We start from the raw sequence: 19,449 nt of genomic DNA on the forward strand, positions 1-19,449 counted from the left end.
TCTTACCGTCGCCGGCGCAAGGAAACGAGCGGGGCCTACCGGGAAGCGCGGGAAGGGGCTCCCATAGTCGATCCGTGCCGCTCGAAGAGCGCCATCATCTCCCGGATGTAATCGGCCTGCCGGGCTTGGGCGTCGGCGAGGAAGCCGGCCAGCGGGAACGGGCCGGGGACGCCGTCCCCGCCCGGGGCCCCGGACGGCTTTCGCTCGGTCGGGGCCGCTCCTTGCACCATGCGCGCCCAGCCCTCGCTCCACAGGGTGAGATAGCCGAACGGGTCGGCCGGAACGCCGGGCGCCGGCTGCGGCAGGCCTCCCATCCACGGGAAGCCGCGCAGGGCGTCGGCGAAGAGGTTCTGCATCGGCTGTCCGGTGTGTCGGTCGCCGCCGGAGGGGCGATGGAAGGCTTCCACCGCGTTGGCCGAGCGACGCATGGTTTCGGCCAGCGCTTGGCCCGCCCAGTCGCCGGGATAGCCGGCCGTGCCGCCGGGAGCGGCGGTCGCCATCGTCTGGAGCATGGACTGGAACGTCAGGGCGCCGAGCGCGGGCATCATCTTGGCGAGGACGTCGGGGGCGAGCCCGGTGAGAAGCGAGGCCTGGCGCGCGATGGCGGCGGACAGGTCGGAGCCGAAAAGACTGTGCGTGAAGGCCTCGCCCGGGCCCTTCGGGGGCAGGTGCGCCGCGCCAGCGCCGGTCGGCAGCCAGGGCGCCGCGTTCGCCACGAGGCGGGCGAAGGCGTCGGCGTCGCCCATGGCGCGCTGGAAGCCGAGGAGAAACGCGGGCAGCAGCGCATCGGCGGTGCGGCGCATCTCCTCCTGGCTGAGGCGGAACTCGGTGGCCAGCCGCTCCGTCAGCGCGCCGGCATCGGTGGCGGACAGCCAATCGAAGAAGTCGGTCATGCACGAGGCCCTCCCGGCCGGCGCGGGGCGCGTTCGCACCGCCGCCTGGCCCGAGGATGACGCGCGCCGGGCCCGATGCCAAGCGGCGATTGGGCGTGTGGCCTGTTCGGCCTCAGTAGGCGAGGTGCGAGAACAAGGGTTCGATCCGCCCGTCCCAGGGGCCGGCATGGAGCTGGAGGAGCTCCTCGGCCGCCGTTCGCCCACGCGCGGCGATGTCGTCCAGCGGTGACAGGAAGATCGTCTCGTCGAGCCCGTCCTCGTTGCGGCGCGCCCGGGCGGCGAGCCCGCGATGGGCGATGCGAAGCGTTTCGCGCGCCAGATCCAGGACGGTTCCATCCCGGAAGCGCGTCGCCAGCCCCTCGCGCGGGACGCTGGCGCGCAGCACGGATGCTTCTTCGAAGGAAATGTCGCGCGTCAGCGCGTGAACCTCACCGAGCGCTCCCGGGTCGTAGAGGAGGCCGGTCCAGTAGGCCGGCAGCGCGCAGATGCCGCGCCACGGGCCCCCGTCCGCCCCGCGCATCTCGATGAAGCGTTTCAGCCGGACGTCCGGAAACAGCGTCGACAGATGGTTCGCCCAGTCGCCCATGTTGGGCTCGGGCGCCTCGACGCGGCCCTTGAGCGCGCCGTCGAGGCACTGGCGGAAGGTGATGTCGGTGGCGTCGTGGTAGCGCCCGTCGCGCATCACGAAATACATCGGCACGTCCAGCGCCCATTCGACGTAGTCGCGGTAGCCGAACCCGTCCTCGAACACGAAGGGCAGGAGGCCGGAGCGCTGGTTGTCGACGTCGGACCACACGTCCGAGCGCCAGGACAGGAGGCCGTTCGCATGCCCTTCGGTGAAGGGCGAGTTGGCGAACAGGGCGGAGGCCACGGCCTGGAGGCGCATGCCGACCTGCATCTTGGCGCGCATGTCGGCTTCGGTGGAGAAGTCGAGATTGACCTGGATGGTCGAGGTGCGGAACATCATGTCGAGGCCGCGCGTGCCGACTTTCGGCATGTATCGCGCCATGATCTCGTAGCGCGACTTCGGCATGACCGGCGTCTCGTCCAGCCGCCAGAGCGGGCTCGAGCCGATCCCGAGGAACCCGATGCCGAGCGGATCGGCGATCGCGCGAAGATCGGCCAGATGCGCACCGGTTTCCCGGCAGGTCTGGTGGAGGTTTTCCAGCGCCGCGCCCGACAGTTCGAACTGGCCGCCGGGCTCCAGCGAGATCGCGCCCCCGCCGTTCGTGCCGGCGAGGCCAATGATGCGCCCGTCGTCGACGATCGGCTCCCAGCCGGACGTGGCGCCGAGCTCCTCCAGAAGGCGGCGGATGCCCCGATCGCCCTCGTAGGGGACGGGCGACAGGTCGGCCGTGTAGAAGCCGAACTTCTCGTGCTCGGTGCCGATGCGGAAATCCCGCTCCGGCTTTTCGCCTCCCCGGATGTGGTCCACCAGCTCGTCCACGGAGCGGATCGGGGTGAGGTCGGTGGTGTCGCGCGCCATTCTAGAGGCTCCGGCCAGGATACGGGAGCACCCGCCGACCGGCCGGCGGGCGAGAGTCTGCGCTGTCTGTCCGCTTTCGCGCCCGCAGGCAAGGGGGGTGCCCGAAAGGGGCTGGGCGCGCCGTCACACCGACCAGTCTCCCGCGCACGCCTGAATCACCGCAAGGGCCGCCACTGCCGCCGTGTCGGCCCGCAGGATGCGGGGGCCGAGCGACAGGCGCCTGACGAAGGGAAGGGCGCGCAGCGTTTCGCGCTCGGGCGCGGAGAAGCCGCCCTCCGGGCCGATCAAAAGTGCGAGCGGGACGCCCTTCAAGGACCGGAGCTCGTCTAGCGGGCTCGCGGCCTCGGCGCGCTCGTCGCAGAACAGGAGAAGTCGATTCGGATCCCAATCCGCCACCATCCGGTCGAAGCGGACGGGCTCGCGGCATTCGGGCACGGTCAAGATGCCGCATTGCTCGGCCGCCTCCACCGCGTTGGCGCGCATCCGCTCGATGTTGAGGCGCGGCGCCTGCACGTGCTGCGTCAGGACCGGACGAAGGACACCGGCGCCCATCTCCACCGCCTTCTGCACGGTGTAGTCGAGGCGCGCGCTCTTCAGGGGCGCGAAGAGGTAGTGGAGGTCGGACGGGGCGGTTTGGGCGCGGGAGCGTTCGGAAGGCGTCAGGACGAGCCGCTTCTTGCCCTCGCGCCGGAGCCTTGCCGCCCATTCCCCGTCTCGGCCGTTGAACAGGAGGACGCGGTCCGCGTCGCCGAGGCGCAGGACGTTCAGGAGATAGTTCGCCTGCGCGGGCTCGGCTTCGAAGCCTTCGCCTGCCGCCAGGGCCACGTCGACGAAGAGGCGCGGGCCGGTGAAGTCGTAGTCGGGCATCTTATGTCCTCGAAGCGCGAGGCGGGAGCCAAAACGGGTCCTGCCTCGTTGGATGCGACCGGCCGGCTCCGATCTCACCGCGTGTTCTAGCGAACCCGGCGCCGGTTTCCACCTCATCCGCGCGCCGATGACACGAGCGCCGAACCTTTCACAAAACGGGAGACGTCACGACATGGATCTTCAGATCAGGGACCGCGTCGCCATCATCACGGGCGCGAGCGGCGGCATGGGCTGGGCCACCGCGCAGATCCTGGCGGGCGAGGGCGTCAAGCTCGTCCTGTCCGACATCAAGACCGGCGAGCTGAAGCGGGAGGCCGAGAAGCTCGGGATCGACGCGATCGCGGTGAAAGCCGACATGACGAAGCAGTCCGACGTCGATGCGCTCGTCGCCGAGGCTGTGGGGCGCTTCGGCAAGGTCGACATCGTGGTCCACACGTCTGGCATCACGGGTGCCAAGGGCGACCCTTTGGAAATGACGGACGAGGACTACGAGGAAGCCTTCCGCGTCGATTTCCTGTCGGCGGTCCACATCGCGCGCGCGGCCATTCCCCTGATGAAGAAAGGCGGCTGGGGGCGCTTCGTGGCGGTGGCCAGCGAGAACACCGTCCAGCCCTATTGGGAGGAGGCGACCTACAACACCGCCAAGGCCGCGCTCGCCGCCTTCATGAAGGGCGTGTCCTACAAGGCGGCGGCCGACGGCGTTCTCGTCAACACCGTGGCCCCCGCCTTCATCGCCACGCCGATGACCGACGAAATGATGGAAAAGCGCGCGAAGGAGCGGGGCGAAAGCTTCGACGAGGCGATCCAAAGCTTCCTGCGCGAGGAGCGCCCCGGCATCGTCCAGCAGCGCCGCGGCAAGGCCGAGGAGGTCGCCGCCGTGATCGCGCTTCTGGTGTCGGAGCGCGCCTCCTTCGTCAACGGCGCCAACTACCGGGTGGACGGCGGCTCGGTCCAGGCGGTGGGGAACTGAGGCTGCCTCAAGCGGCGGCCTCCGCCAGCGCCGCGGCGTAGATCGCGGCATCCTCGCGCGAGAAGCAGCACAGGACGATGCGTCGGAAGCCGCCCTCTCCGGCCGCCGTCAGCGTTTCGCGCGCGGCGATGGCGGCGGCGCGCGCCTTCGGGAAGCCGTAGACGCCCGTCGAGATGGCGGGAAAGGCGATCGAATGAAGGCCGTTGTCGCGCGCCAGCGCGAAGGACGAGCGGTAGGCGCTCGCCAGAAGCTCGTCCTCGCCCTTTGTGCCGCCGTGCCAGACCGGGCCGACCGTGTGGACCACGCGGTGCGCGGGCAGGTCGTAGCCGAAGGTGATGCGCGCTTCGCCCGTCGGACAGCCGCCGATCGTGCGGCATTCCTCCAAGAGTTCGGGGCCTGCCGCGCGGTGGATCGCCCCGTCCACGCCGCCCCCGCCGAGCAGGCTCGAATTGGCGGCGTTGACGATCGCATCCACCTCGAGGCGGGTGATGTCGCCCGTCTCCACCTCGATCGAAGCACCGTTTCGCTCCCAGCGCGTCATGTGCGTCTCCTTGGCGCTTCACTCCCTCGAATCCGTCCGGCTCCCTCTTATTCGGGCAGCGCGGGTTTCACGGCGGATCGGAATTGCTCTAACCTGGATCCCGCAAGCACAAGAATAAGACGGGAGGCACTCGATGACCATCGCCATGCCGCGCCCAAGCGCGGCCATTCTCGCGCGCCGTGCCGCGATCGTCGCCGCGCTCCGGCGCATCGTGCCGGGCGAAGGCGTGGTCGACGCTTCGGTCGAGATGCGCGTCTTCGAGACCGACGCCTTGACCGCCTATCGCCAGTTGCCGCTCGTCGTGGTGCTGCCCGAAACGGTGGCTCAGGTCGCCGAGATCCTGGCGTACTGCCACCGGAACGAGGTGCCCGTCGTGCCGCGCGGAGCCGGCACGTCCCTGTCGGGCGGCTCGCTTCCGCTGGAGGACGGTGTGCTCCTCGTCCTATCGCGCTTCAACCGCATCCTGGAAGTCGATTTCGACAATCGCTGCGCCGTGGTTCAGCCGGGCGTCACCAATCTCGGCATCACCAAGGCGGTCGAGCATGCCGGCTTCTACTACGCGCCCGACCCGTCCTCGCAGATCGCCTGCTCGATCGGGGGCAACGTCGCGGAGAATTCGGGCGGCGTCCACTGCCTGAAATACGGGTTGACGGCCAACAACGTCTTAGGCGTCGAGTTCGTGACGATCGAGGGCGAGGTGATCCGCCTCGGCGGCAAGCACCTGGACGCCGAGGGCTACGACCTTCTCGGCCTTCTCACCGGCTCGGAAGGGCTGCTCGGCGTCGTCACCGAGGTGACGGTGCGCATTCTCCAGAAGCCGGAAACGGCGCGCGCCGTCCTCCTCGGCTTCCCGACCTCGGAACAAGCGGGCGCCTGCGTCGCCGAGATCATCGCGCGCGGCATCATTCCCGGCGGCATGGAGATGATGGACGCGCCCGCCATCCGCGCGGCGGAGGACTTCGTCCATGCCGGCTACCCGCTGGACGTTGAGGCGCTTCTGATCGTCGAACTCGACGGGCCGGGCGCGGAGGTCGATCATCTCCTCGGCGAAGTCGAGGCGATCGCGGGCACGAACGGCGCCACCACCGCGCGCGTGTCGCAGTCCGACGCCGAGCGCATGAGCTTCTGGGCGGGGCGCAAGGCCGCTTTTCCGGCGGTCGGCCGCATTTCGCCCGACTATCTCTGCATGGACGGCACGATCCCACGAAAGGAACTGCCGCGGGTCCTGGCCGGAATGCGCGCTCTGTCGGAAAAGCATCGCTTGGGCGTCGCCAACGTGTTCCACGCCGGCGACGGCAATCTCCATCCGCTGATCCTCTACGATGCGGCCAAAGACGACGAGTTGCAGCGCGCCGAGGACTTCGGCGCCGATATCCTGCGCCTTTGCGTCGCGGTCGGCGGCGTCCTGACGGGCGAGCACGGCGTCGGCATCGAGAAGCGCGACCTGATGCCCGAAATGTTCGGCGAGGACGACTTGCGTCACCAGCAGCGCGTCAAATGCGCCTTCGACGATAAGCATCTCCTGAACCCCGGCAAGATGTTTCCGGTGCTGCATCGCTGCGCCGAACTCGGCCGGCTCCATGTCCACAAGGGGCAACTGCCCTTTCCCGACCTGCCGCGCTTCTAGGATGTCCGCGATCCAACATTCCCCCGTCGCCGACGAAACGCTTCGTCCTGGCACACCGGCCGAACTGCGCGAGATCGTGGCGGGCGCGCTTAGCACCGCCACGCCCTTGAGCGTGGAAGGGGCGGCCTCGAAGCGCGGCCTCGGCCGCCCCGTCCAGACCGGGCGCACCGTCTCCACGGCCGCGATGACGGGCATCCTGTTCTACGAACCCGAGGAACTCGTCCTGTCGGCGCGCGCAGGCACCCCGATCGCCGAGATCGAGGCGCTTGTCGAGGCCCATGGGCAGCGCCTCGACTTCGAGCCGATGGACTACGGCCCCCTGCACGGGCGCGAACGGGGCCTCGGGACGATCGGCGGGGTGATCGCCTGCAACCTGTCCGGGCCTCGCCGCCTGAAGCAGGGCGCGGCGCGCGACCATATCCTCGGGTTGTCGGCCGTTTCAGGCCGGGCCGAGATCTTCAAGGCGGGCGGGCGCGTCGTGAAGAACGTCACCGGCTACGACCTGTCCAAGGGGCTGACGGGCTCCTACGGGACGCTCGCGATCTCGACCGAGCTGACGATCAAGGTGATGCCGAAATCCGCGGCCGAGACGACGCTGGTCCTGCGCGGCCTGGAGGACGAGGCGGCGGCCGGCGCGATGGCGGCGGCCATGGGCTCCTCGGCGGAAGCGTCGGGCGCCGCGCATCTGCCCTACGGCGTCGCCGGGCGGATCGCGGCGGGCGCGCTCGGCCGCGAGGCGGCGACGCTGGTCCGGCTCGACGGGTTCGGCCCCTCGGTGGCCGCGCGCGCCGCGCATCTCGGCGCAGCGCTCGCGCGCGTCGCGCCGCTGGAGCGTTTCGAGGGCGAGGCGTCCGCCACGCTCTGGCGCGACGTGCGCGACGCAGCTCCCTTCGTGGACGGCACCGAGCGGCCCGTCTGGCGCGTCTCGATGACGCCGACGCGCGCGCCCGGTTTCGTCCTCGCCCTGCGCATGCAACTCGGGACGGATGCGTTCTACGACTGGCAAGGCGGGCTCGTCTGGCTGCGCCTCGAAGCGGGGGCGGAAGCCGAGACCCTACGCGCCGAGCTCGCCCGCCACGGCGGGGGCCACGCGACCCTGGTGCGCGCCGCGCATTCCGAGCGCGCCGCCGTCCCGGTCTTCCAACCTCAGGCCTCGGCCCTGGCCGCCCTGTCGAAGCGCCTCAAGGATCAGTTCGACCCGCAAGGCATCCTCAATCCCGGCCGGATGGTCTGAAAGCGAAGCGTTCGATGCGTCACGATTACGTGCAATGGCTGGAAGACAAACAGTACGCATTGCCCACGAGAGGCAATCAGCTCCACCGTGTGCGGAAGGTGGAAGAGGCGTATGGCGATATCGAGCGGCACTTGAGCGAAGGTACGTTCGAAACCGTCCTGTCAACGCTGCAGTATTCTACGGCCGACGAACGGAGAGCCCGACCAAATCCGTCCAAGATGAAGTTCGAAGGGAACATCCGAAACAACCTGCAGTCCTACAAGAATGCGATCGTTCTCTACCGCTCATTCCTGCTTGAGACGCGGGACGGTAAGTTGCCTGTGGGGGATGGCGAGAGCCTTCAAGACTCCCACTCAACGACAACGGACGAGTTGGACAAGAGGCGCCTGTCGTTGGAGCGGGACATGCAGGTGGCTCTACGTCGCAACATCGCGGCGCTGGAACCTTCCCTGCGGATCGTCGACGACGGCGTCGAACGCTCCGTTGCTTCCGGTTTCATCGATATCACCTGTGAGGACGGTTCGAACCGTCTTGTCGTCGTTGAACTCAAGGCGGGTAAGGCCGATGGCCGCGCCATCGGTCAGATACTTGGCTACATGGGTGATCTGGCGGAGGAGGAGGGGAGTGAGATCCGGGGCATTCTGGTCGCCCATGATTTCGACAAGCGAACCATCGCAGCTGCCCGCGTGGTGCCGACCCTTGCCCTGGTCCGCTACAGCATAGAGTTTCGGTTCGAGATGGAGTCCTGACATCTCATGCAAACCGCCTTTTCCCCGGAAGCCCTTCGCGATCCCGATACCGCCCATACGGAAGGGATCGTGCGCAAGTGCGTGCATTGCGGCTTCTGCACGGCGACCTGTCCGACCTATGTGACGCTCGGCAACGAGCTCGATAGCCCGCGCGGGCGGATCTATCTCGTCAAGGAAATGCTGGAAGCGAACCGGCCGGCGGACGAGCGCACGGTGAAGCACATCGACCGCTGCCTGTCCTGCCTCGCCTGCATGACGACCTGCCCATCGGGCGTGAACTACATGCATCTCGTGGACCATGCGCGCGCCCATATCGAGCGCACCTACACGCGCCCGCTGCCGGACCGCCTGATCCGGTTCCTGCTCGCCAAGGTTCTGCCCTATCCCTCGCGGTTCCGCCCGGCGCTTCGCCTGGCGCAGCTGGCGCGACCGCTCGCCCGGGTGCTGGACGGGATCAAGCCGTTGAAGCCGCTCGCGGCGATGTTGAGGCTCGCCCCCGTGCGCCTGCCTTCCCGAAGGCCCGCAGCGGCGCCACCCATGGCGAAGGGCGCTCCCAGGCGCGTCGCGCTTCTGGCCGGCTGCGCCCAGTCGGTGCTCGATCCCGGCATCAACGCGGCGACCGTGCGCCTTCTCGCCCGGCTCGGCGTCGAAACCGTGTCGCCGAAGGGGGAGGGGTGCTGCGGCGCGCTCGTCCACCATATGGGGCGCGAGGACGAGGCGCTCGCCTTCGCGCGCCGCACGGTCGACGCTTGGACGCGCGAGATCGAGACGGGCGGGCTCGACGCGATCGTGGTAACGGCGTCCGGCTGCGGCACGACGATCAAGGACTACGGCCACATGCTGCGCCTCGACCCGGATTATGCCGAGAAGGCGGCGCGCGTGTCGGCGCTGGCGAAGGACGTCACCGAATATCTCGCGACCCTCGATCTGCCGCTCCCCGAACGGCCGGGGGAGGCTGTGGTCGCCTATCATTCGGCCTGCTCGATGCAGCATGGGCAGCGGATCACGGCGGCGCCGAAGGTGCTCCTGGCGCAGGCCGGGTTCACCGTGCGCGACGTGCCCGAAGGGCACCTATGCTGCGGCTCGGCGGGCACCTACAACATCCTCCAGCCGGAGATTTCCGCCCGGCTGCGCGATCGCAAGGTCGCCAACATCGAAAGCGTGAAGCCCGACATCATCGCCACCGGCAATATCGGCTGCATGACGCAGATCGCCTCGGCCACGGGCATTCCGATCGTCCACACGGTGGAGCTTCTCGACTGGGCCTTTGGCGGCGAGCGGCCGGCGGCGCTTGCCGACTTCAACCCGGCGCCGAGGCTGGAAGCGGCGGAGTGATCGAAAGAGGCCCGCCGTATCGGCGGGCCTCTTTCGATCCAAGCGTTTCCGGACCGATCAGCCGCCGAACAGGCCGGACAGGAGGCCCGGCTTGCCCGTCTTGTTCGACACGGTGCGGATCAGGCCGGTTTCCTGGACGTAGCGGTTCTCTTGCCCCGGTCCGACCACCACGACCTTGGTGCCCTTGCCCGCGCGCTCGTAGAGATGGGTCACGTCCTCGTTCATCATGCGGATGCAGCCGGACGACATGTTCTGGCCGATGGTCCAGGGCTGGTTGGTGCCGTGGATGCGGAACATCGAATCGCCACCGCCTCGATAGAGATACATGGCGCGCGCGCCGAGCGGGTTGTCCGGGCCGCCCGCCATGTAGGCCGGCAGGATGCGCCCCTTGGCCTTCTCGCGCGCGCGCATGGCGGCCGGCGGCGTCCATCCCGGCCATTCGGCCTTGCGCCCGACGCTCATCGTGCCGCCCCAGGAAAAGCCGTCCTTGCCGACGCCCACGCCGTAGCGCGTCGCGGTGCCGCCGGCTTCCACGAAGTAGAGGAACTTCCGATCCGTATCGATCACGATCGTGCCGGGCTTTTCCTTGGTCGCGATGCGCACGCTCTGGCGCATGAAGCGCGCGTCCGGCTGGCGCATGGCTTGCGTCTTGCGGGCGACCTGGTCCTGGCGGATCTGGGCGCGCTGACCCGTCAGCCATTGGCCGCTGGCATGCTCGTAGTAGCGCACCTGCGGCTCGGCGCTGGCGATCGAGGGCGCGCTCAGCGGCGCGAGGCCGGCAAGGAGGGCCAGAACGAGGGGCGTCGTCATCTTCATGGGCGGGTGTCCTTGTCGGTTGAGGCGGGAGAAAAGACGTTCGGAACGATCCGAATCGTATGAAGGGCAAGCGGCGGAAAAGCCGAGGGCGGTTGCAGGCGTTCTGCAACCACCTGTTGCAGTCACAGCACGATGACGCGCGTGCCGACGCCGACCCGCTCGTAAAGGTCGATCACGTCCTCGTTGCGCATGCGGATGCAGCCGGACGACACGGAATGCCCGATGGTGGAGGGCTGGTTGGTGCCGTGGATGCGATAGAGCGTCGAGCCGAGATAAAGCGCCCGGGCACCCAGCGGGTTCTCGACGCCGCCCGGCATATGCGCGGGGAGGTAGCGGCCTTTGGCCGCTTCGCGCCGGATCATTTCGGCCGGCGGCGTCCATCCCGGCCATTCCGCCTTGCGCGACACGGTCTCCGAGCCCGACCAGCCGAACCCTTCCTTGCCGACGCCGACCCCGTAGCGCTTGGCCCGGCCGCCGGCCTCGACGTGGTAGAGGAAGTGCTGGCTGGGATCGATCACGATCGTGCCGGGCGCATGGCCGCCGCGGTAGTCCACCATCTGCGGCAGGAAGCGCGGGTCGAGACCGCGCTGAGGGGAGGTGTCCCGCGCGGCGGGGGCGACGGGGGCCGTGGCCAGCGACGCGAAGACGGGGGCGCCGGTGCGCCTGGCGCGGCGCACGTCCTCGCGGCGCGGCGTGCCGAACATGCCCAACAGCGGCCGGCGCTTTTCGTGATAGGAGCCGAGCGGCTGCATCGGGCCGCCCCCTTGCGGGATGACGCCGACCGGAATGTTGCCTTCGAAGACCACGGTGCCGGGCGCGTAAGGGTCGACCGTCCGCTGGCGCGCATAGCCGGGAACGATCCCGCTGCCCGGCGACAACTGACGCACCCAGGGCTCGGCGACGGCGGGCGGCACGGAGAGCGGGCGACGGTCGCGCGCTTCCGCCACGGGGCTAAAGGCGCCGATCAGGACGACGGCGCAAAGTGTCGGCAACATCCGCATGGGCGGCGATCCTCGTTCCGAAGGCGGCCGGACGGGCCGCAGGCTTGGGATCGAGGATGGGGAGCCATTCGCCAGCGAATGGTGAATCCGGGCGTTGTTATGCCCGGCTTACGGCACCTTCCCGCCATCAGGGTGAACGTCGGGTAAAGCGGCGTCTGTCAGCCTCGGCGGCGCGCATCGCGCAGGATCGCGCGCAGGAGCGGCTCCGCCTCCGCCGGGCTCATGCCGGGTGCGAGGCGCCGGTCGTAGAGCATGTTCATCAGCACCCGGTCGTAGGGCGTGAAGGTCGTGAGATTCGACGTGTCGTTGAAGACGCTTTGCGGGGCGTCGGCATTGTCGTTCAAGGGGCCGAGGCCCTGCAGCACCTCCTCGATCAGGCAGCGCCGGAACAGGGCGTCGCCCTCGTCCGAGACGATGATCGCGTCCGAGCGCGTGATCCCGGCGCGCCCGTATGTGGCGCGCACCACGCAGTTGCCGGGCACGCGCATGAACGGGCTGCGATACACCTCGCGCCCGGTCCGCTGGTAGTCCTTGCGATCGACGACGTGGACCACGAAGTTGGCGCTCGTCCGGCTCGGCGCGAGGCCGGATTCGAGGCCCGCGATCTGCCGGTCGATCTGGCGCAGAAAGGCGCGCACCGCCGCGCGTCGGTCGATCGCGGCGCGGTTCTCGATGTGGAAGCGGACGGGGCCGGCGAACTTCTTGAGGTAGGACGAATCGCTGAACGCGCCGGTGATCTCCGCCCCGAACACGACCTTGCCGAAGCCTTCGATCATCGCCGCGTCGGAGGGGAGGCGCTGCGCATGGGCCGGGCCGGACAGGAGGGCGAGTGCGGCGACGACGATCGCCGCGCGCGCGAAACGTCTTGCCTTCCCGTCCGCCCCGCGCTTCACCTTCACCATGGCCCGCATGCCCGTCTTTGTCGTTCGAGATGTCAGTTGGCGGGGCGGGCACCCATCGCGCAAGCGCGGGTGCGCGACAGTCCACGGGTTTGATCGCGCGGATCACCGGTTATGAGGACAGCGGATGGAAACGAAGGCCCCCGGCGAAGGCTTGATCCACGGCGAAGACGGATGCGCGCGCTGCGCCTGGGCGGGTTCGGACGCGGACTACGTGCGCTACCACGACGAGGAATGGGGCCGCCCGACCGCCGACGACGATCGCCTGTTCGAGAAGCTCTGCCTCGAAGGGTTCCAGGCGGGCCTGTCGTGGATCACCATCCTGCGCAAGCGCGAGGCCTTCCGCCGCGCCTTCGACGGGTTTTCGGTGGAAGCGGTCGCCCGGCTGGGGGAGGCCGATGTCGAGCGCATCCTCCTCGACCCCAGCGTGGTGCGCCACCGCGCCAAGATCGTCTCGGCGATCGGCAACGCGCGCGCGGTTCTGCGTCTGCGCGAGGCGACCGGACGCTCGCTCGCCCACTTCCTGTGGAGCTTCGAGCCGCCGCCGGGTGAGCGGCCGGAGGTTGTGACCGCCGAATGGGTGCGCGCGAACCCGGCGACACCGGCCTCCCATCGCCTGTCGAAGGCGCTGAAGGGCCGGGGCTTTTCCTTCGTTGGCCCGACCACGGCCTACGCGTTCATGCAGTCCATGGGCTTCGTCAACGACCATCTGGACGGCTGCGCCATGCGCGGCCCTTGCGAGGCGGAGCGGCGCGCGTTCGTGCGGCCCGGCTAGGGACGCGACGCCCGAAACTTGCCGCTGCGCCGGGGGATGGGCTAGGAGCCGGTAAGTCCCGATCGATTTCCGTTTCCAGACAGGCAATCCCATGGCCAGCCCGAAGAAGCCCTCCCGCGTCAAGGCGCGCCAGCCGCGCGGCTTCGTGGATCGCAGCGCCGCCGATCTTTATGCGCAGGAGCGGATGCTCGGCGTCATCCGGCGGGTCTACGAGACCTACGGGTTCGAGCCGGTGGAAACGCCCTTCTTCGAATATACCGACGCGCTCGGCAAGTTCCTGCCCGATAGCGACCGGCCGAACGAGGGCGTCTTCTCGCTTCAGGACGACGACGAGGAATGGCTGTCGCTGCGCTACGACCTGACCGCGCCGCTGGCGCGCCATGTCGCGGAGAATTTCGAGGAGATCCCGAAGCCCTACCGCTCCTACCGGGCGGGATACGTGTTCCGCAACGAGAAGCCGGGTCCGGGGCGCTTTCGCCAGTTCATGCAGTTCGACGCCGACATCGTCGGCGCGCCCAACGTCTCGGCCGATGCCGAGATGGCGATGATGATGGCCGACACGATGGAGGCGCTCGGCATTCCTCGCGGGCAGTACGTGATCCGGGTCAACAACCGCAAGGTGCTGGACGGAATCCTCGACGCGATCGGCTTGGAAGGCGACGCGCCGGGCCGGCTCACCGTGCTGCGGGCGCTCGACAAGTTCGACAAGTTCGGCGCGGCCGGCGTGCGGCTGCTCCTGGGCCCTGGTCGTCGCGACGAAGGCGGCGGCGAAGGCGACTTCACCAAGGGCGCCGAGCTTTCCGAAGAGGTGATCGAGCGCGTCCTGCGCATCTTCGGCGACGATGGGCTTGGTGGCGTCACCCAAGCCTTCGGCGGTCATGCGGGTGTCGATGAGGGACTTGGCGAACTCGCCGACATCGAGGCCTTCGTGCGCACGGCCGGCTACGAGGCCGACCGCATCCGCATCGACCCGTCCGTCGTGCGCGGCCTCGAATACTACACCGGCCCCGTGTTCGAGGCCGAACTCCTGTTCGACGTCGTCAACGAGCGGGGCCAGAAGGTGCAGTTCGGCTCGGTCGGCGGCGGCGGGCGCTACGACGGGCTCGTGTCGCGCTTCCTCGCGACCCCCGTTCCCGCCACCGGCTTTTCCATCGGCGTGTCGCGCCTCCAGACGGCGTTGAAGAACCTCGGCCGCCTCGAGGGCGACAAGCGCTCCGGCCCCGTCGTCGTCACCGTGATGGACCGCGACCGCATGGCCGACTATCAGGCGCTGGCGACGAAGCTGCGGGCCGCGCTCAACGCGCCGGGCCAGCCGGTCGTGCCGGTCGAGGTGTTCCAGGGCAATCCGAAGCAGTTCGGCAAGCAGCTGCAATATGCCGACCGGCGCGGCGCGCCCGTCGTGGTGATCCAGGGCGCCGACGAGAAGGCGGCGGGAAAGGTCCAGGTCAAGGATCTGGCGCTCGGCAAGACGCTGTCCGCGGGCGTCGAGGACAACGCCGAATGGCGCGAGATGCGCGCCGGTCAGGAACTCGTCGCCGAGGCCGATCTGGTGGACGCCGTGCGCCGCATCCTGTCGCGCGTCGCCGATGAAGGATCGCCCGCGCGATGAACCCCGGCTTCCTGTCCGGCGCGGCGCGGCCGGGATCCGGCGGCTCGCCCTTCGACGTGGGCCTCTCCGGCCTCTTTGCCGAACTCGGCGCCCTTGTGGTGGAAACGCCGCTTCTCCAACGCGCCGAGCCCTATCTCGACACGGCGGGCGAGGACCTGCGCCGGCGCATCTTCCTGACGCGCGGCGAGGGGGGCGAGACCCTGTGCCTGCGCCCCGACTTCACCATTCCCGTGTGCCTTGCCCATATCGCGGGCGCCGGCGGCCTGCCGCGCCGCTACGCCTATAACGGGCCGGTGTTCCGGCAGCGCTCAGGCGAGGCGGCCGAGTTCGCGCAAGCCGGCATCGAGAGTCTGGGCGAGAGCGATCGACCCGTGGCCGACGCCGAAGCTCTGGCCGGCGCGTTGGCGGGCCTCAAGGCCTGCGGCCTCCAGGCGGCGGGCTCCGTCGTCGTCGGCGACCAGGCCCTGTTCGAAGCGTTCCTCACCGCGCTCGATCTGCCCGCCGGCTGGCAGCGACGCCTCGTCCGCTGTTTCGGGCGAGACGATCTCCTGGAAGAAGCGCTGGCCGCCCTGACGCGCGAAGCCGATATCGACCCGCTCGATCTCGATCCGGCCGTGCGCGCGGCGCTGCGCGCCGGCTCGGTCGATCAGCTGGCCGACCATGTCGCGAGCCTGATGGAGGACGGCGGATTGCCGCCCAACCGGGGCCGAAGCCCCGCCGAGATCGCCGAACGGTTGATCGAGAAGATGGCGCTCGCCAACACGCGCCTGCGCACCGCCTATCTCGAACGCCTCGAAAGCTTCTTGGCGCTGGATTGCCCCCTGGCCGAAGCGCCCGGCCGTCTGGCCGAGCTGGAAGCCTCGTCCGGCATCGAATTCGGCGAAGCTCTGAATTTCTTCCGGGCCCGCCATGCGGCGCTCGGGCAGGCGGGCGTCGATCTCTCGGCCGTCCGCTACCGCGCCGCCTTCGGGCGCGCGATCGATTACTACACCGGCTTCGTGTTCGAGGTCACCGCGGCGGGCGTGGCCGAGCCGGTGGCGGGCGGCGGGCGCTATGACCGGCTCGTGTCCTATCTCGGCGCGCCCGCACCCGTTCCCGCCGTCGGCTTCTCGCTCTGGCTCGACCGGATCGCGCGCGCCAAGGAGACCGGTCGATGAGCCTGACGCTCGCCATTCCCTCCAAGGGCCGCCTCAAGGACCAGTGCGTTGAAGCGCTGGCACGCGCCGGGATCGTCGTCCATCCCAGCGAAGACGCGCGCTCCTATCGCACCCGCGTCGAAGGGGCGGAGGGGCTGGAGGTCCTGCTTCTGTCGGCCTCCGAGATCGCGCGCGAGCTTCGCGACGGGGCGATCGACTTCGGCGTCACCGGCGAGGACCTCCTGCGCGAGACCATGCCCGATTTCGACCGGCGCGGGCGCATCGTCTCGCGCCTCGGCTTCGGCCATGCCGACGTGGTGGTGGCGGTGCCAGCGAGCTGGATCGACGTCGAAACCATGGAGGATCTCGGCGACGTCGCCTCCGGCTTTCGGGCGCGCCACGGGCGGCGGCTTCGCATCGCCACCAAGTACTGGCGCCTGACGCAAGGGTTCTTCACCCGCAACCACGGCATCCAGAGCTATCGCATCGTGGAAAGCCTCGGCGCCACCGAAGGCGCGCCGGCGGCGGGCTCGGCCGACATCATCGTCGACATCACCTCCACCGGCTCGACCCTGACGGCGAACCATCTGCGCGTCCTCAAGGACGGGACGATCCTGCGATCGGAAGCGTGTCTGGCGCTCGCCGAGCGCGAGGACGCCGATGCCGGGCACGCCGCGCGGCTGGAAGCGCTGATCCGGCGCTTCGGCTGAGCTGCCGAACGCGGTTGCGGAAACGCAAACGGCCGCCCGGAGGCGGCCGCAGATGAAGCGCCGGACAGGCGGGGGGATCAGACGCGGGCGAGGCTCGGGCTGGTCTTGCGCGCGTCCACCGAATAGGCGCCCGGACCGGTCGCGGCCAGAACCAGGAAGCCGCCGACGATCGACAGGTTCTTCATGGCCGCCGTCGCATCACCCATGTGGGCGGCGAAGACCGTGCCGACCGTGAAGGCGGCGAGCACATAGGCGACGATGCGCGTCTGGAAGCCGACGAGGATCGCAAGGCCGCCGAAGAACTCGATCGCGCCCACGAGATAGGCCATGGCGATGCCGCCGGGAACGCCGAGACTGCCGAGATAGCCGGCGAAGCCCGCAGCTCCCGTCAGCTTGCCGAAACCGGCGACGATGAACAGGATCGCGAGCAGGATGCGCCCGAGAAGGAGGACGGCGGGGTTCATGAAGGGCTCCGTTGGCCAAGGGGAATACGCGGCGAACTCTTGACCAAACCGGGGCGCATGCATAGGCACGCGTTCCATGACTGTTCGTCAACGCAGACCGTGCCAATCGCACCCATTGGGTCGTCTTTCCAACCCAATCCACAGCCGGTCACGATCGTTGCCCGGCTGAATAATCCGGCCGCGTGTCACCTTTCGCCGTTGCCACATGGCTTCGGCGCCCTCCTTTTAGGAAGTCGGTCGGCGACGGCATGCCATGTCCGTCCTCGCATCGTCCCGCCTTGAACCCTTCGTATCCGAGCGTCCGATTTGCCAGTTTCCACCATCCGCTCGAGCGTGTTCTTCCCCGCGAGCGCCATCATCGCCTCGCTCGTTCTGGTCGGCGTCGTGTTTCCTTCCGGCGCGGAATGGGCGTTCGGGGCCGTCCAGGCCTTCGTCATCGAGACGTTCGGCTGGTTCTATCTCCTGTCCGTCGGCATCCTGCTCTTCGCCGCGCTCTACTTCGCGCTGAGCCGCTTCGGCGACCTGCGGCTCGGGCCCGACGACGCGGAGCCGGACTATCCCTACCTGTCGTGGCTGGCGATGCTGTTCGCCGCCGGCATGGGCATCGGCCTGATGTTCTACGCGGTCGCCGAGCCGATCCTGCATTACTCGGTGCCCCCCGACGAGGCGCCGCACACGTTCGCCGCCGCCCGCGAGGCGATGTCGATCACCTTCTTCCACTGGGGCATCCATGCCTGGTCGGTCTATGCGATCGTCGGCCTGTCGCTCGCCTACTTCGCCTATCGCTACAACCTGCCGCTGACGGTGCGCTCGGGCTTCTATCCGTTCCTGCGCGAGCGCATCCACGGCCGGTTCGGCGACGCGGTGGACGTCTTCGCCATCTGCGGCACGGTCTTCGGCATCGCCACCTCGCTGGGCCTCGGCGTCCTGCAGATCAATGCCGGCCTCAACTATCTCCTCGGCGTGCCGCAGACCGTGTGGATCCAGGTCGCGATCATCGCCGGGGTGATGGCGGCGGCCACGCTTTCGGTGGTCTCGGGTCTCGACACGGGCATCCGCCGCCTGTCGGAGGGCAACCTGATCCTGGCGACGGTGCTGCTCCTGTTCGTCCTCGTGATGGGGCCGACGGAGTTCCTGCTGCGCGCCTTCGTCCAGAACACGGGCACCTACATCAACGACATCGTCCACCGCACCTTCACGCTCTACGCCTACGAGCCGAAGAGCTGGATCGGCGACTGGACCCTGTTCTACTGGGCGTGGTGGGTGTCCTGGTCGCCGTTCGTGGGCATGTTCATCGCCCGCATCTCGCGTGGGCGCACGGTGCGCGAGTTCATCTGCGGCGTTCTCTTCGTGCCCTCCACCTTCACCTTCCTTTGGATGACGGTGTTCGGCAACACCGCCATCTCGCTCGACATGAACGTGGCGCACGGCGCCCTGTCGCGCGTGGTCGGCGAGAACCTTCCCATCGCCCTGTTCCAGTTCCTGGAATACCTGCCGTTGAGCGGCATCACCTCGGCGCTCGGCGTGCTCTTGGTCGGCGTGTTCTTCGTCACCTCGGCCGATTCGGGCTCGATGGTGGTGGATACGCTGGCCTCCGGAGGCAACGATGACACGCCGGTCTGGCAGCGCATCTACTGGTGCGCGGTCCAGGGGCTGACGGCTTCGCTGCTGCTTCTGGCCGGCGGTCTCGTCGCGCTGCAGACGATGACGCTGATCTCCGCCCTGCCGTTCGCCGTCGTCCTCCTGCTTCTCGCGCTCGGGCTCCTGAAGGGCATGCGCGCCGACATGGCGCGGGCCGACGAGCACCTGCAGGCGCAGCCGGCGGTTCCCGCCGTGTTCGGCCATATTGGCAACTGGCAGGCGCGCCTCGGTGCCATCCTCCACGAGCCGACGAAGCGCGAGGTGAGCGCCTTCATCGAGGCGACGGTGCGCCCGGTGCTCGGCGAGGTCTGCGAGGAACTTCTGCGGCGCGGACTGTCGGCGCAGGTCGGCACCACGGAGGAGGGGCAGGCCTGGCTTAACGTCGACGCGGAGGGCACGCGCAACTTCCTGTATGCGGTGGAACCCGTTTCGCGCCCGGCCATGGCGTTCTCCGCCGGCGAGGTGTCCCGCCCGAAGGAGCGCCGATCGCGCATCTGGGCCGCGCGCACCGTGTTCTCCGACGGCAGCCGGGGATACGACGTGATGGACCTTCCGCGCGCCGACCTCCTGGCCGACGTGCTGGCGCAGTTCGAACGCTACCAGATCCTGACAAGGTCGCAGAGCACGCAGCTCTACGTCAACGCACCCGATCCCGACGTCCTGCCCGGCACTTCGTGACGCTCGTGAAAAAAGGGC

General features: G+C 68.9%; 18 protein-coding genes. 10 read left to right on the plus strand and 8 right to left on the minus strand.

The features are described 5' to 3' along the window. Positions 1-35 precede the first annotated feature (35 nt). The 3 genes from H7A85_RS14610 to H7A85_RS14620 all read right to left on the minus strand — a co-directional run bounded on the left by H7A85_RS14610 (position 36) and on the right by H7A85_RS14620 (position 3,246). Positions 36-893, minus strand: a complete 858-nt coding sequence (locus tag H7A85_RS14610; protein ID WP_182086692.1) for a hypothetical protein — start codon at positions 891-893, stop codon at positions 36-38. Between the two features lie 112 nt (positions 894-1,005). Beyond that, a complete protein-coding gene (locus tag H7A85_RS14615; protein ID WP_182086693.1) occupies positions 1,006-2,379 on the minus strand; it encodes a glutamate--cysteine ligase in 1,374 nt (457 codons plus the stop codon). Between the two features lie 123 nt (positions 2,380-2,502). Beyond that, a complete protein-coding gene (locus H7A85_RS14620) occupies positions 2,503-3,246 on the minus strand; it encodes a 16S rRNA (uracil(1498)-N(3))-methyltransferase (protein WP_182086694.1) in 744 nt (247 codons plus the stop codon). A 172-nt stretch (positions 3,247-3,418) separates the two neighbouring features. Between H7A85_RS14620 and H7A85_RS14625 the strand changes: the two genes are divergently transcribed. Beyond that, the gene (locus tag H7A85_RS14625; protein WP_182086695.1) at positions 3,419-4,216 is read left to right on the plus strand and encodes an SDR family oxidoreductase; all 798 of its coding nucleotides are present in this window, start codon (positions 3,419-3,421) and stop codon (positions 4,214-4,216) included. A gap of 7 nt (positions 4,217-4,223) precedes the next feature. Here the strand turns inward: H7A85_RS14625 and H7A85_RS14630 are convergent, their stop codons facing one another. Then, on the minus strand, positions 4,224-4,757 hold the full coding sequence (locus tag H7A85_RS14630; RefSeq protein WP_182086696.1) for an O-acetyl-ADP-ribose deacetylase: 534 nt from the start codon (positions 4,755-4,757) through the stop codon (positions 4,224-4,226). A 133-nt stretch (positions 4,758-4,890) separates the two neighbouring features. Here H7A85_RS14630 and H7A85_RS14635 point away from each other — a divergent pair, with 133 nt between their 5' ends. Genes H7A85_RS14635 through glcF form a run of 4 tightly spaced genes read left to right on the plus strand, consistent with a single transcriptional unit; the run spans position 4,891 to position 9,702 of the window. Beyond that, positions 4,891-6,384 carry an FAD-linked oxidase C-terminal domain-containing protein gene (locus H7A85_RS14635; protein ID WP_182086697.1) on the plus strand — a complete coding sequence of 498 codons (1,494 nt, stop codon included), beginning with the start codon at positions 4,891-4,893 and terminating at the stop codon, positions 6,382-6,384. Between the two features lies 1 nt (position 6,385). Then, positions 6,386-7,618 carry a glycolate oxidase subunit GlcE gene (gene glcE, locus H7A85_RS14640; RefSeq protein ID WP_182086698.1) on the plus strand — a complete coding sequence of 411 codons (1,233 nt, stop codon included), beginning with the start codon at positions 6,386-6,388 and terminating at the stop codon, positions 7,616-7,618. Between the two features lie 14 nt (positions 7,619-7,632). Continuing rightward, positions 7,633-8,367, plus strand: coding sequence for an endonuclease NucS domain-containing protein (locus H7A85_RS14645; RefSeq protein WP_182086699.1), 735 nt, complete (start codon positions 7,633-7,635; stop codon positions 8,365-8,367). A gap of 6 nt (positions 8,368-8,373) precedes the next feature. After that, complete coding sequence (gene glcF / locus H7A85_RS14650) at positions 8,374-9,702, plus strand: glycolate oxidase subunit GlcF (RefSeq protein WP_182086700.1); 1,329 nt, start codon at positions 8,374-8,376, stop codon at positions 9,700-9,702. A gap of 57 nt (positions 9,703-9,759) precedes the next feature. Here glcF and H7A85_RS14655 read toward each other — a convergent pair whose 3' ends face one another. The 3 genes from H7A85_RS14655 to H7A85_RS14665 form a co-directional block, all read right to left on the minus strand. Continuing rightward, positions 9,760-10,512, minus strand: a complete 753-nt coding sequence (locus H7A85_RS14655) for a L,D-transpeptidase (RefSeq protein WP_182086786.1) — start codon at positions 10,510-10,512, stop codon at positions 9,760-9,762. Positions 10,513-10,640: 128 nt separating this feature from the next. Beyond that, positions 10,641-11,519 (minus strand): L,D-transpeptidase, encoded by an 879-nt coding sequence (locus H7A85_RS14660; protein ID WP_244631206.1) that lies wholly within the window; start codon positions 11,517-11,519, stop codon positions 10,641-10,643. 158 nt (positions 11,520-11,677) lie between these two features. Continuing rightward, complete coding sequence (locus H7A85_RS14665; RefSeq protein WP_182086701.1) at positions 11,678-12,430, minus strand: DUF2927 domain-containing protein; 753 nt, start codon at positions 12,428-12,430, stop codon at positions 11,678-11,680. Between the two features lie 115 nt (positions 12,431-12,545). On the opposite strand from H7A85_RS14665, the gene H7A85_RS14670 reads away from it, so the two are divergent. The 4 genes from H7A85_RS14670 (at position 12,546) to hisG (ending at position 16,648) form a co-directional block, all read left to right on the plus strand. Beyond that, on the plus strand, positions 12,546-13,193 hold the full coding sequence (locus tag H7A85_RS14670; RefSeq protein WP_182086702.1) for a DNA-3-methyladenine glycosylase I: 648 nt from the start codon (positions 12,546-12,548) through the stop codon (positions 13,191-13,193). Positions 13,194-13,284: 91 nt separating this feature from the next. After that, positions 13,285-14,802, plus strand: a complete 1,518-nt coding sequence (gene hisS, locus H7A85_RS14675; protein ID WP_182086703.1) for a histidine--tRNA ligase — start codon at positions 13,285-13,287, stop codon at positions 14,800-14,802. After that, positions 14,799-15,959 (plus strand): ATP phosphoribosyltransferase regulatory subunit, encoded by a 1,161-nt coding sequence (locus H7A85_RS14680; RefSeq protein ID WP_182086704.1) that lies wholly within the window; start codon positions 14,799-14,801, stop codon positions 15,957-15,959. The genes hisS and H7A85_RS14680 overlap by 4 nt, the downstream gene beginning before the upstream one ends. Continuing rightward, positions 15,956-16,648, plus strand: a complete 693-nt coding sequence (gene hisG / locus H7A85_RS14685) for an ATP phosphoribosyltransferase (RefSeq protein ID WP_182086705.1) — start codon at positions 15,956-15,958, stop codon at positions 16,646-16,648. Before H7A85_RS14680 ends, hisG begins: the two co-directional genes overlap by 4 nt. Before the next feature lie 77 nt (positions 16,649-16,725). On the opposite strand, the gene H7A85_RS14690 is transcribed toward hisG, so the two are convergent. Then, a complete protein-coding gene (locus H7A85_RS14690) occupies positions 16,726-17,112 on the minus strand; it encodes a DoxX family protein (protein ID WP_182086706.1) in 387 nt (128 codons plus the stop codon). Positions 17,113-17,418: 306 nt separating this feature from the next. Between H7A85_RS14690 and H7A85_RS14695 the strand changes: the two genes are divergently transcribed. Continuing rightward, positions 17,419-19,431 carry a BCCT family transporter gene (locus H7A85_RS14695; protein ID WP_244631207.1) on the plus strand — a complete coding sequence of 671 codons (2,013 nt, stop codon included), beginning with the start codon at positions 17,419-17,421 and terminating at the stop codon, positions 19,429-19,431. Positions 19,432-19,449: the final 18 nt, after the last annotated feature.

Origin of the sequence: Aureimonas sp. ME7 (assembly GCF_903970965.1) — a bacterium.
Lineage (GTDB): Bacteria > Pseudomonadota > Alphaproteobacteria > Rhizobiales > Rhizobiaceae > Aureimonas.